This window comes from Xanthomonas translucens pv. cerealis (assembly GCF_006838285.1).
Taxonomy (GTDB): Bacteria; Pseudomonadota; Gammaproteobacteria; order Xanthomonadales; family Xanthomonadaceae; genus Xanthomonas_A; species Xanthomonas_A cerealis.
Genome location: NZ_CP038228.1, coordinates 3,607,826 through 3,620,571 on the forward strand (window position 1 = coordinate 3,607,826; position 12,746 = coordinate 3,620,571).

Consider the following 12,746-nt stretch of genomic DNA (forward strand, 5'->3'; position numbering starts at 1 on the left):
TCGAACATCTGCACGCGCCGGGAAAGGAACGCGGCGCCGGACGTTCCACTCCCCATCGCCGCCGCCACAGGAGTCGCCATGTCCCATCCCGATCCCACGCCGCCCACCCCACCGCCACGCCTGCGGCCCTGGTTGTCGCTGGTGGCCATCGCCGCGATCGCCGCCCTGCTCGCCGCCGCCTTCGCCTGGAGCGCGGGCTGGCTGGGCGGGCCGCAGCGGCTGACCGCGCAGCGCATGACCGATGCCATCGAGGCCGGCGGCCCGCCGCACCCGGGCTTCCGCCGTGCGCACAGCAAGGGCATGTGCGTGAGCGGCCATTTCGAAGGCAACGGCCAGGCGCGCGCGTTGTCCTCGGCTCGGGTGTTCACCCAGACCGCGGTGCCGGTGCTGGGGCGCATGTCGATCGGCGGCGGCGATCCGCACGGCGCCGACGCCACGGCGCGAGTACGCAGCATGGCGCTGCTGCTACGCAGCGACGACGGCCAGCAGTGGCGCACGGCGATGAACAGCTTTCCGTTCTTCGTGGTGGCCACGCCGGAGGGCTTCATGGCGCAGACCCTCGCCGCGCAGTCGGACCCGGCCACCGGCAAGCCGGACCCGGCGAAGCTGGCCGCGTTCGCGCAGCGCTATCCGGAGGCAAAGAAATTTCAGGAGTGGGCCAAGACCGCGCCATGGTCGGACAGTTGGGCCAACACGCAGTACAACGGGGTCAACAGCTTCCGCTTCACCGCCGCCGACGGCAGCAGCCGTTTCGTGCGCTGGTCGATGCGGCCGCAGACCGCGTTCAAGGAACTGTCCGCGGCGCAGCGCGCGCAGGCCGATGCCGACTTCCTCGGCGAGGACCTGCAGGCGCGGCTGGCGCAAGAGCCGCTGCGCTGGGACCTGGTGCTGACCGTGGCTGCGCCCGGCGACCCGGTGAACGATCCATCGCAGCCGTGGCCGCAGGATCGGCAACAGGTGGTCGCCGGCACGCTGGTGCTCGACCACGCCGAGCCGCAGGCCACTGGCCCGTGCCGCGACCTTAACTACGACCCGTTGATCCTGCCGCGCGGCATCGCCGGTTCCGACGACCCGATCCTGGCCGCGCGCTCGGCGGTGTATGCGCACTCGTTCAACCGCCGCGAGCGCGAGATCGGCCGCGGCCAGGCGCCGGACGCGACCGGCCAGGCGCATGGGGGTGCGCAATGAGCCGCGCCAACGCCTCCGGGCATTTCAACCTGACCGCACGCCTGCTGCACTGGCTGATGGCGGCGATGATCCTGAGCATGCTGTTCGTCGGCGTGGGCATGGTCGCCTCGGTGTCGCAGCGGCCGTGGCTGCTCGACCTGCATCGCCCGTTGGGCATCGCCATCTTGCTATTGGCGATCGTGCGCCTGGGCAACCGCCTGCGCCACCGCCCGCCACCGTTGCCGGCGGACCTGCCGTGGTGGCAGAAGACGGCGGCGCTGGCCTCGCACTGGCTGCTGTATGCGTTGATGCTGGCGATGCCATTGCTCGGCTGGTCCATGCTGTCGGCCGGCGGTTATCCGATCGTGCTGTGGCCGGGCGCGCAGTTGCCGCCGATCGCGCCGCACAGCCCGGCGCTGTACACCTGGCTGCGCAGCGCGCACGGCTGGCTGGCGTATGTGCTGTTCGCCACGGTGCTGACGCATCTGTGCGCGGCGCTGTTCCATGCCTGGGTGCGCCGCGACGGGGTGTTTTCGAGCATGGCGCGGGGTGCGGTGGCGCAGGCGGTGCGGCCGGAGCGGACTTAGCGAGGTTTGCATTGCGGTCGCGATGGGCGCGGTCGGCAATACCCCGGCCTGGCGCCGCGCGCCGAGCGCATGCCGATCCTGTGCGCACAACTGCGCACTGCCGGCGTCGGTCATCTGCAGCCCGAGCAGCAGCGCCACCGCCGTGCTCTTGCCCGCACCGTTGGCGCCGAGCAGCGCCAGCAACTGACCGCGCTGCAGCTGCAGATCCACGCCGTCCAGCGCGACCACCGCGCCGTAGCGTTTGTGCGCGCCGCGCAGCTGCGTCAGCGGAAGAGTATCGGGAGCGTGCATCGGCATGGACCGGTCGTGGCAGGAGTGGCGATGCTGCGCCGCGCCGGCGGCGCATCCCAATGCGGCCCGTCAGCTGCATCAAGTGATAGCTATCACTGGCGATGGCCGCGCGATTGCCGCATGCTGCGCTCCACGTCGTGGGGATGGCGCCGCAGTTGCCGCAGCGCAACGCAGAAAGCGATTTACGGCGACTGGGAAGCGCGCGCCTTGCCGATCCACACTGCGCCTACCGATTCATCGAGTGACAAGATGAGTACCTCTGCCGATCTGCTCAAAGAACTCCGTATCGACCGCAAGGCACCGCCGAGCGAACCGCCTTCGCGGCGCGGGCTGTGGATCGCCGTGGTCCTGGTGATGCTGCTCGCGCTCGGCGTCGGCGGCTGGCGGCTGTTCGGCCGCGGCAAGGCCATCGAGGTGACCACCGCACCGGTCGTGGCGATCGCTGCCGGCAACAGCAGCGCCTCGGTGCTGGACGCCAGCGGCTACGTGGTGGCGCGGCGCATGGCCACGGTCTCGGCGAAGATCACCGGCAAGGTGCGCGAAGTGTCGATCGAGGAAGGCATGCGCGTGGAGCAGAACCAGGTGATGGCGACGCTGGACCCGATCGACGCCAGTGCGCAGCGACAGCTGTCGGCGTCGCAGCTGGATGCCGCGCGCAGCCAGGTGACCAACATGCAGGCGCAGCTGCGCCAGGCCGAGGCAGACGCGCAGCGGCTGCAGACCCTGGTCGCGCAGCAGCTGGTGTCGCGCTCGCAGTACGACCAGGCGCTGTCGCAGCGCGACGCCTTGCGCGCGCAGCTGCAGAGCGCGCAGCGCAACGTGGTGGTGGCCGGCGACCAGCTATCGATCTCCGACCTCAACGTGGACAACACCATCGTGCGCGCGCCATTCGCCGGCGTGGTCACCGCCAAGGCGGCGCAGCCGGGCGAGATCGTGTCGCCGCTGTCGGCCGGCGGCGGTTTCACTCGCACCGGCATCGGCACGGTGGTGGACATGGATTCGCTGGAGATCGAGGTGGAAGTGGGCGAAGCCTTCATCGGCCGGGTCAAGCCGGGCATGCCGGTGGAAGCCACGCTCAACGCCTACCCGGAGTGGAAGATCCCGGCCGAAGTGATCGCGATCATTCCCTCGGCCGACCGCGGCAAGGCCACGGTGAAGGTGCGCGTGGCGCTGAAGCAGAAGGACCCGCGGATCGTGCCGGAAATGGGCGTGCGCGTGAGCTTCCTGGAAGCCCCGCAGGCGCAGGACAATCCGCAGGGCGTGCGCGCGCCGGGTGCGGCAATCGTCAAGCGTAGCGGACAGGACGTGGCGTTCGCCTTGAAGGAGGACAACACCGTCGAGCAGCGCACGCTGAAGACCGGCATTGCGCTGGGCGACGACCGCCAGGTGCTGTCGGGCCTGGCGGCGGGCGACACGGTGGTGCTGGATCCGCCGGAGACGTTGCGCGACGGGGTCGAGGTGAAGATGGCGGAGACGACCGAGCAATAGCGGCGACCGCATGTGAGGTGCCGCGCGTTGGCGCGAACCACTGCATGTCGTCCGTGTCGCCTACCGCCTTGCTCCATCGCCCCAAAGATGGCGGCGTTCACTTTGTTTCCGTCCAGTTCTTGCCATACCGAGTGTCGCTCCAGCCAGTCGTTTCATCGCATCGCTTGGTTTCTGCTCGTGCTGGACCAAGCCTGTAATTGGCTGCACAAGCTCCAACCGCCACACCGCGTTTGATGTTGCTGTAGCTGTTGCTCTGCTTCTTGCTCTGTTGTTGCTCTGCTGTTGCTGTTGCTCTGCTGTGGCTTTTGACTTTCCGGGTTCCCTTCCGCAGCGGCGGATGAACCGGGGGAAAATGCGAAGGGCGGCGCACAGGAATGTGCGCCGTTCGCGGCAGGGGCAGGATGCCCCTTCCACGAATCCCCGGTGCATCCGCGGACCCGTAGCGCGCAGCGCGAACGGCGCATATCCCTGAGCGCCGCCCCTTCGGGGGTTTTCCCGACCTATTCGCCGCTGCGTAAGGAACCCGGTAGAGCAAAAAGCAAAGCGACAGCATCGCAACTGCAGGCGTCCGCGAACCGCCTCACCGCAATCGGCACATCCACTACCCGTCCATTGCCAGGAACACCACCATGTCCACTCTCGTCAAACTGCGCAACGTCACCAAGACCTACCAGCGCGGACCCGAGAACGTACAAGTCCTGCACGGCATCGACCTGGACATCGCACGCGGCGACTTCGTCGCGCTGATGGGTCCCTCCGGCTCCGGCAAGACCACCCTGCTGAACCTGATCGGCGGCCTGGATACCCCTAGCGGCGGCGAGATAGAGATCGAAGGCGAGCGCATCGACCGCATGAGCGAAGGCCAGCTGTCCACATGGCGCAGCCAGCACGTCGGCTTCGTGTTCCAGTTCTACAACCTCATGCCCATGCTCACCGCGCAGAAGAACGTGGAATTGCCGCTGCTGCTGACCAACCTCAACGCCGCCCAGCGCAAGCGCAACGCCGAGATCGCGCTGACCCTGGTCAACCTGGCCGACCGCCGCAGCCACCGCCCCAACGAGCTGTCCGGCGGCCAGCAGCAGCGCGTGGCGATCGCCCGCGCCATCGTCTCCGACCCTACCTTCCTGATCTGCGACGAACCCACCGGCGACCTGGACCGCACCGCCGCCGAGGAGATCCTGCACCTGCTGCAGCAGCTCAACCGCGAACACGGCAAGACCATCATCATGGTCACCCACGACCCCAAGGCCGCCGAATACGCCAGCCATACCGTGCACCTGGACAAGGGCGAGCTGGCCGACGCGCCCTTCGTGGCGCATTGAACCGGCCGCTGCCGCAGCGCCGCGGGCCGTTGCGCGCATTCCGCGCCCCGGCCTGCTGTCCCCTGGAGGATCGAACATGAAATACTTTTCGTTGATCTGGGCGCAGCTGTTCCGCAGCAAGACCCGCACCCTGCTGACCCTGCTGTCGGTGGTCGCCGCGTTCCTGCTGTTCGGCATGCTCGACTCGGTGCGCGTGGTGTTCAACTCCGGCGGCAGCGTCGAGGGCGCCAATCGCCTCATCGTGTCCTCGCGGCTGTCGATCGCCCAGTCGCTGCCGGTCAGTCTGCAGTCGCAGATCGAATCGGTGCCGGGCGTGAAGAGGGTGACCTACGCGATGTGGTTCGGCGGCATCTACCGCGATCGGAAAAACTTCTTCCCCAACTTCTCGGTGGCGCCGAACTTCTTCGACGTCTACAGCGAATACGAAATACCGCCGGCGCAGATCAAGGCGTTCCGCGAAACCCGCAGCGCCGCGGCGGTGGGCGCCTCGTTGGCCAAGAAGCATGGTTGGAAGATCGGCGACACCATTCCGCTGCAGGCCACCATCTTCCCGCGCGGCGGCAGCAACGGCTGGCCGCTGACCCTGACCACCATCTTCAAGGTCAAGGACGCCAGGAACGCGCAGGCCGAGAACCAGTTGATGATGAACTGGAAGTACTTCGACGAGTCCAACGACTACATCAAGAACCAGGTCAGCTGGTACACCGTGCAGCTGGGCAGCGCCGAGCAGGCCTCGCGGGTGGCGCAGGCGATCGATGCGCTGTCGCTCAACTCCGATCACGAGACCAAAAGCCAGACCGAGGCCACGTTCTCGCAGGCCTTCGCCAAACAGTTCGCCGACGTCGGCCTGATCGTCACCGCGATCATGGCCGCGGTGTTTTTCACCCTGCTGCTGCTCACCGGCAACACCATGGCCCAGGCGGTGCGCGAGCGCATCCCGGAACTGGCGGTGCTGAAGACGCTCGGCTTCCGCGACGGCACCGTGCTGACCCTGGTGATGGTGGAGTCGGTGCTGCTGATCGTGCTCGGCGGCTTGATCGGCATGGGCCTGGCGTCGCTGATCATCCCCGGTGTGGCCGCTGCCAGCGGCAACATGATACCGATGCGTGGCGTGCCGGCGCAGACCTGGGCGGTGGCGCTGGGGCTGATGGTCGCCATCGGCATCGTGGTCGGGCTGCTGCCGGCATTGCGCGCGCAGCGCCTGAAGATCGTGGACGCACTGGCTGGGCGCTGAGCCCGCCGCCGCAGCGTTGCCTGCCGCATTCTCGGAAGACGCACTGATGAAACTCAAACTCTGGTTGGGAAATCTGCTCTCGCTGTTGCTGCTCGGCATCGTGCTGGCGCTGTGGTTCGCCTTGCCCTGGTACGGCGTGCTGGCGCTGGCCGCGGGCGTTGCGCTGTGGCTGCTGCTGACCCGCGGCGGCCGGCTGGCGCTGGCCGCCACCCGTATCGGCGTGGCCAGCCTGCCGCAGCGCTGGGGCGCCTCGTCGGTGATCGTGGTCGGCATCGCTGGCGTGGTCGGCGTGCTGGTGGCGATGCTGGCGATGGGCGAAGGCTTCCAGGCCACGCTCAACAGCACCGGAGACGACAGCACCGCGATCGTGCTGCGCGGCGGTTCCGGCGCCGAGATCAATTCGGTGATCACCCGCGACCAGGTGCCGCTGATCGCCAGCCTGGCCGGCGTGGCCAAGGGCGCCGACGGCAGGCCGCTGGTCTCGGCGGAGCTGTCGCAGGTGATCAACCTGCCGAACAAGGCAGACGGCACCGCGACCAACGTGCAGTTCCGCGGCGTCGGCGACGTCGGCTGGGCGGTGCGCGACAAACTCAGGATCGTCGAAGGCAGACGCTTTGGCGCCGGTCTGCGCGAGATCGTGGTCGGCCAGGACGCCGAGGCGCAGTTCCGCGGGCTGGACGTGGGCAAGACCCTGAGCCTGGGCCGCGAGCAGTGGACCGTGGTCGGCGTGTTCGCCTCCGGCGACGCGCACGACTCGGAGCTGTGGGCCGACGCGCAGACCCTGGCCTCCACCTACAACCGCAGCGCCTACCAGTCGATCAGCGTGCGCACCGCCGGCAAGGACGGCTATGCCCAGTTCAAGGCGGCGATGGCCACCGACCCGCGGCTCAAGCTCGACGTGCAGACCACCCGTGCCTACTACGCAAAGCAAGGCGGCAACCTCAGCAAGCTGATCAGCATCCTCGGCACCGTGATCGGCGCGATCATGGCGGTCGGCGCGGTGTTCGGCGCGCTCAACACCATGTACGCAGCGGTGGCCACCCGCGCCCGCGAGATCGCCACGATGCGCGCGCTCGGCTTCCGCGGCACGCCCGTGGTGACCGCGGTGATGCTGGAGACGATGTTGCTGGCGCTGCTCGGCGGACTGCTCGGCGGGCTGATCGCGTGGGCCTTGTTCAACGGCTACAGCGTGTCCACGCTGGGCAGCAACTTCAGCCAGGTGGTGTTCCAGTTCAAGGTCTCGCCGGCGCTGCTGTGGAGCGGGCTGAAGTGGGCGCTGGGCATCGGCCTGGTCGGCGGGCTGTTCCCGGCGCTGCGCGCGGCGCGGCTGCCGATCACCACCGCCCTGCGCGCGCTGTAGCGGCTGGGCTCCGTGCCCGGGCAGGCGCCATGCCTGCCCGGCGCGGCGACCGCGAGATCGGGCAGGGCCGCTGGCTTGCGCAAGCACCACCGTGCGGGTCCCGCCCGGCGGGGCGCAAGCCGGTAGTGCCGCACCGACCTGAACGCCAGGCTGCGCCACGCAGCACCGACCGAGTGCCAGATAGGCCGGGCGCGGCGCACACGGGCGCCGCACATGCACCGCAGCGCAAGGCGCCGCCGGGAAAACCGGGCAGGCGACCGCGCTTCGGCGCTCCGCACCCGCACCGCGTCATCGTTTCGTCATCCAATTGCGGTAGAGCCGCGCCGACGAAGGCGCTAGCCTGCGCGGCCGTTCACCCACCGCCTAATCGCCATGCCGTCGCGCCTTCGCCTGCTGCTCGTTCTCTGCACCAGCCTGTGCCTGGCCGCCGGCTGTCTGGCTGCGCGCTCCGCCACCTCGCTCAGCGACCGCCTGGTCGCGCCGGGCGGCGTGTCGCCGCTGATGGACGAGGAACGCATCCAGGGCCTGCTGGCGACGCTGCCCAACCGCAGCGGGCACGTGCTCACTCCGGCCGGCATCCCGATCTTCTGGCGTGCGATCGATCCGGGCCACTACCGCATGCGCTACCGCTACGAGCGCGCCGGACGCGACGCCAGCGGCCACGAGCACGCCGATTTCGCGATGGACGTGGCCGCGCCACAGCCCGGCACCCACACCGCCCCGCGCGGCACCGTGGTGCTGCTGCATGGCTGGATGATGGACGGCGATTCGCTGCTGCCGTGGTCGCTGGACCTGGCCCAGGCCGGCTACCGCAGCATCAGCATCGACCTGCGCAACCACGGCCGTTCCGGCGGCGGCCCGGCCGGCTATGGCACCCGCGAGTCCGACGACGTGGTCGCGGTGATCCGCGCGCTGCGCGCGCGCGGCGAGGTGCAGGGTCCACTGTACCTGTTCGGCGTGTCCTACGGTGCCGCCACCGCGCTGTTCACCGCGCAGAAGCTGGGCGGCGAGGTCGATGGCGTGGTCGCGATGGAGTCCTTCGCCAACGCCGGCCGCGGCATCCGCGACATGATCCCGCACATGCTCGCCAGCCGTCCGCAGGGCCTGATGGCCAGCGCGGCGATGGACCTGGCGCGCTGGCGCTACGGCGGGCAGAACCTGGACGCGGTCATCGCCAACGCCAACCAGCGCCTGGCACTGAACCTGGATCAAGTCGACGTCACCGCCGCCGCGCGCACCGCGCCGGCCTGCCTGCTGTTGCTGCACGGCAGCGCCGACCAGCACATCCCGGTCGCGCACGGCCGCCTGCTGGCGCTGGACGCGCCGCGCGCGCGCTACCTGGAGATGCCCGGCGAGAACCACCTGAGCCTGCCGATGCGGCTGGACCTGCTGGCGCCGACCGTGGAGAACTGGTTCGCCGAACTGCCGGCACAGCGCCACGACGGCCACTGCCCGGTGCCGCTGGCAGCACGCGTGGATGCCGAGCCGCAGCTGACCGGCACCCTGGACACGAACGCCAGCCGGGGTTGAACCGGGTAACGGCGGACTGCGCAGGCGACCTGCGCTTCGCCTGGGAGCGGCTTCGGCTCTTGCGAATCCCGAATCCCGGCTCAGCCGCGGCGCCGCCCCCAACCCGAGCGCCACAGGCTCTCGCCCGCGAACAGCAGCAACCCGACCCAGATCGCGCCGAAGCCGATCGCCTTGCCGCTGTCGAACGGCTCGCGGAAGAACCACACGCCGAGCAGCAACTGCAGGCTCGGCGCGATGTACTGCAGCAACCCGACCAGCGACAGCGGAATACGCCGCACGCCGTAGGCGAACCCGATCAGCGGCACCGCGGTGACCACCCCGCCGAACACCAGCAGCAGATCGTTGCGCCAGCCCCAGCCGCCGGCAAAACCGCCGCCGTGGCCGCTCTCAGCCCACAGCACGAAGCCCAACGCCGGCAGGAACAGGTACAGGCTCTCCACGCCCAGCCCGGCCACCGCATCCACCCGCACCAGCTTGCGCAGCAGGCCGTAGAGCCCGAACGAGGCCGCCAGGCTCAGCGCGATCCACGGCAGCGCACCGGCATCGACGGTGAGCCAGGCCACGCCCAGCGCCGCGCACGCCACCGCCAGCCACTGCAAGGGGCGCAACCGCTCCTTCAGCACCAGCACGCCAAGCAGCACGTTGACCAGCGGATTGATGAAATAGCCCAGGCTGGCCTCGATCACGTGGCCGGCGTTGATCGCCCAGATGTACAGGCTCCAGTTGGACGCGATCGCCACGCTGCTCAAGGCCAGGATGCCCAGCGCACGCGGCTGCGCGGCGATGCTGCGCCACCACTGCAAACGCATGCGGTACAGCAGCCAACCGACCACCAGCAACGTGCTCCAGACGATACGGTGGGCGATGATGTGCACCGACGGCACCGCCTTGAGCAGATGCCAGTACACCGGCACCACGCCCCACAGCGCGAAGGTCAATGCGGTGATCAGCAGCCCGCACCGCGTGTCCTGCTCGGCGGCGGTCATCGGCGGATCCGCGCCACGGTGATGACCACCACGCCGGCCAGGATCACCGCCATCGCGCCCAGGTCGCTGGTGGTGAAGCGCTCGGCGCCGAGCCAGCTGCCCAGCGCAACCGCGATCACCGGATTGACGTAGGCATGGCTACCGGCCAGTACCGGCCGCACGTTCTGCAGCAACCACACGTAGGCGGTGAATGCCACGATCGAACCGAACACGCACAGGTAGGCGACCGCCATCAACGCATGCGGCGTCGGCCACGCGTGCGCGCGTTCGCCGCTCAGCAGGCCGGTGGCGACCAGCAGCGCGCCGCCGCACAGCATCTGCCCGGCCGCGGCCATGAACGGCATCGGCAGATCGCGTCCGCGCGACCACACCGAGCCGAACGCCCAGCCGATCGCCGCGATCAACAGCAGCACCAGGCCCTTGGGACTGGCGCTGAGGCTGCTGCCGGCGTTGAGCCACAGCACACCAGCGAACCCGACAACGATGCCCAGCCATTCGCCGCGGCTGGCGTGCTGCCCGCGCAATGCGCCGAACAACGCCATCCACAACGGCACCGAGGCCACCGCGACCGCGGCCAGGCCCGAAGACACCTGGCGCTCGGCCAGCACCACCATGCCGTTGCCGCACAGCAGCAGCAACCCGCCGAGCACCGTCAGCGCCCCCCATTGCGCGCGCGTCGGCGCGGCCACGCCGCGCCAGCGCAGCACCGCATACAGCAGCGAACCGGCGACCACGAAACGCAGTCCCGAGACCATGCTCAGCGGCGGGATGCCGCCTTCCAGCGCGAAGCGGATCGCCAGATAGGTTGAGCCCCACACCACGTAGACCAGCAGCAGCGCAAGGACGACGAAACCGCCACGCGCGGGCACGGCGACGACGGGAGAAGGCGGGGACGACATGCGCAGAAGGACCGTGCGGTGTGAAGATGGATTCTAGGCTAGCGGCGGCGGCCAGCGACAGCACCGCAACACGACACACGCGGCACGCTGTTTTGCGCGAGGCGCACGCGCCCTGTGCGCAACGCATCGACGATGCATGCACGATCTGCGATCGTGGCAGCGCACGCGCTTTTCGCACAGGAGCAGGCCTGGCGATGTCGCCCCATCGATTCGGCGCGCCGCGCCGGCAGGCTGGTCCGCGCCGGGACTGAAGACCCTCCCACAAGGACTACACCGGCGCCGTGGAGCGGCGAGGCATCTTGTGGGAGGGACGTCAGTCCCGACTGCATGCCAGTTCGGAACATTCACCACTGCGCTCGTCGCGGCTGAAGACAGTTGCTCCTACACAAAGCGCCCATCACGAACCCTGTGGAAAAGCGCTAGCCAGCGACTTCGCCTGGCGCACCCGGCAAGCGTTTCGCCTCGCTCCGCACCCACGGCGCCGCCGGCCACCCGAACAAGCCGAATGCGCGCACGAACTGCGCATCCAGCGGTGCGTTCACCTCGATCCGGCGCCCGTCCGGATGCGGGAACGCCAGCCGTTCGGCGTGCAGCAGCATGCGGTGCACGCCCTGCATGCGGAAGATGCGGTTGTGGCGGCCGTCGCCGTGACTGGTGTCGCCGATCAGGTGGTGCGACAGATGCTTGAGGTGGCGGCGGATCTGGCGGAAGCGCCCGGTCACCGGGCTGCAGCGCAACAGCGCGTAGCGCGAGGTGCCGAACTCGCCCGACGGCACCTGCAACTCGCCGCAGGCCAGGCGCTGGAAGCGGGTCTGCGCCGGTTTTTTCACCGGCTTGCCGGGGCCGCCGTCGAGGTCGTGATCGACATCGAAGCGCTCCTCGGCCGGCCAGCCGCGGCAGATCGCCAGGTAGTCCTTGTCCACCTCCCCGCCCATCAGTGCCTTGCCAAGCGCGCTGGCGGTGTCGCGGTCGAAGGCCAGCAGCAGGCAACCGCTGGTGGCGCGGTCGAGCCGGTGCACCAGGAAGATCGGACGCCCCAGTTGCGCGCGCAGGCGATCGGCGAGGAAGTCGTCCTCGCCGCGGGCCAGCTTGCTGTCGTGGACCATCAGCCCGGCCGGCTTGTCGACTACGGCCAGGAACGGGTCCAGATAGAGGATCTGCAGGGAATCGGGGGAAATGCTCACCGCCGGATTATCCGCGCCCGGCGCCCCTGGCCACAATGCGCGCGTCACGCAGCGTCCCATGGCGAGCCGTCGACGCCACCGTCGCCAGCGCGGCGGCGTCAACCGGACTTGACCGCCAGTAGCTCGCCGTTGCCGACCGGCACGGTGGTGCAGGCGACGTCAGGATCGGCCTGCAGCAACGCGGCGAACGGCGCCATCTCGGCCGCATGCGAGATGGCGTTGTCCACCACCAGCAAGCCACCCGGCCGCAGCACGCGGCGCAGCTGCGGCCACCACGCGCAATACAGACTGCGCTCGGCGTCCAGGAACAGCAGGTCGAACGCGGCGGTGTCCGCCGCCGCCAGCCAGGCGCCCGCATCGGCCTGCACCAGTTCGACCTCGGCCTCCACCCCGGCACGGGCGAAGGTCTGCCGCGCCAGTTGCGCCTTGTGCGCCGCGTACTCGACGCTGACCACCCGCCCGCCGAGCGCGCGCGCCGCCTCGGCCAGCCACAGCGTGGAGTAGCCGTTGGAGGTGCCGATCTCTAGCACCCGCCGCGCCGCGCTGGCGCGCACCAGCAAGGCCAGCAGTTCGCCGGTTTCCGGAGTGATGTTGAGCAGGCGTTGCGCGCGGTGCGGTTGCTGCGCATCGTGCTGCGGACCGGCGGCGCCGAGTTCGGCGCGCACCGCCTGCAGTGCGTCGTGCCGCGCCGATGCCAT

General features: G+C 69.4%; 11 protein-coding genes and 1 pseudogene. 7 read left to right on the plus strand and 5 right to left on the minus strand.

The annotated features are described in order from the left end of the window. Positions 1–78: 78 nt before the first annotated feature. Positions 79–1,188, plus strand: coding sequence for a catalase family peroxidase (locus tag E4A48_RS16035; RefSeq protein ID WP_142742776.1), 1,110 nt, complete (start codon positions 79–81; stop codon positions 1,186–1,188). Continuing rightward, on the plus strand, positions 1,185–1,754 hold the full coding sequence (locus E4A48_RS16040; RefSeq protein ID WP_039008332.1) for a cytochrome b: 570 nt from the start codon (positions 1,185–1,187) through the stop codon (positions 1,752–1,754). Before E4A48_RS16035 ends, E4A48_RS16040 begins: the two co-directional genes overlap by 4 nt. Here E4A48_RS16040 and E4A48_RS16045 read toward each other — a convergent pair. Further along, a pseudogene (locus E4A48_RS16045) lies at positions 1,686–2,051 on the minus strand (ATP-binding cassette domain-containing protein); the annotation flags it as partial. The gene E4A48_RS16040 and the pseudogene E4A48_RS16045 overlap by 69 nt on opposite strands. A 243-nt stretch (positions 2,052–2,294) precedes the next feature. Here E4A48_RS16045 and E4A48_RS16050 point away from each other — a divergent pair. The 5 genes from E4A48_RS16050 to E4A48_RS16070 all read left to right on the plus strand — a co-directional run bounded on the left by E4A48_RS16050 (position 2,295) and on the right by E4A48_RS16070 (position 8,979). Continuing rightward, positions 2,295–3,533, plus strand: coding sequence for an efflux RND transporter periplasmic adaptor subunit (locus E4A48_RS16050; protein WP_142742777.1), 1,239 nt, complete (start codon positions 2,295–2,297; stop codon positions 3,531–3,533). Between the two features lie 629 nt (positions 3,534–4,162). Continuing rightward, entirely contained in the window at positions 4,163–4,855 is a 693-nt protein-coding gene (locus E4A48_RS16055) for an ABC transporter ATP-binding protein (RefSeq protein WP_039008334.1), read from the plus strand. 76 nt (positions 4,856–4,931) lie between these two features. Next, a complete protein-coding gene (locus E4A48_RS16060; protein WP_039008336.1) occupies positions 4,932–6,089 on the plus strand; it encodes an ABC transporter permease in 1,158 nt (385 codons plus the stop codon). 46 nt (positions 6,090–6,135) lie between these two features. Then, a complete protein-coding gene (locus tag E4A48_RS16065; RefSeq protein ID WP_142742778.1) occupies positions 6,136–7,449 on the plus strand; it encodes an ABC transporter permease in 1,314 nt (437 codons plus the stop codon). Positions 7,450–7,821: 372 nt separating this feature from the next. Then, a complete protein-coding gene (locus E4A48_RS16070) occupies positions 7,822–8,979 on the plus strand; it encodes an alpha/beta hydrolase family protein (RefSeq protein ID WP_039008339.1) in 1,158 nt (385 codons plus the stop codon). 80 nt (positions 8,980–9,059) lie between these two features. Here the strand turns inward: E4A48_RS16070 and rarD are convergent, their stop codons facing one another. The 4 genes from rarD to E4A48_RS16090 all read right to left on the minus strand — a co-directional run bounded on the left by rarD (position 9,060) and on the right by E4A48_RS16090 (position 12,746). Then, the gene (gene rarD / locus E4A48_RS16075; RefSeq protein WP_039008341.1) at positions 9,060–9,965 is read right to left on the minus strand and encodes an EamA family transporter RarD; all 906 of its coding nucleotides are present in this window, start codon (positions 9,963–9,965) and stop codon (positions 9,060–9,062) included. Beyond that, positions 9,962–10,864, minus strand: a complete 903-nt coding sequence (gene yedA / locus E4A48_RS16080) for a drug/metabolite exporter YedA (RefSeq protein WP_039008343.1) — start codon at positions 10,862–10,864, stop codon at positions 9,962–9,964. The genes rarD and yedA overlap by 4 nt, the downstream gene beginning before the upstream one ends. 419 nt (positions 10,865–11,283) lie before the next feature. Further along, positions 11,284–12,108 carry a pseudouridine synthase gene (locus tag E4A48_RS16085; protein WP_142742779.1) on the minus strand — a complete coding sequence of 275 codons (825 nt, stop codon included), beginning with the start codon at positions 12,106–12,108 and terminating at the stop codon, positions 11,284–11,286. 38 nt (positions 12,109–12,146) lie between these two features. Beyond that, positions 12,147–12,746 carry an O-methyltransferase gene (locus E4A48_RS16090; RefSeq protein WP_039009387.1) on the minus strand — a complete coding sequence of 200 codons (600 nt, stop codon included), beginning with the start codon at positions 12,744–12,746 and terminating at the stop codon, positions 12,147–12,149.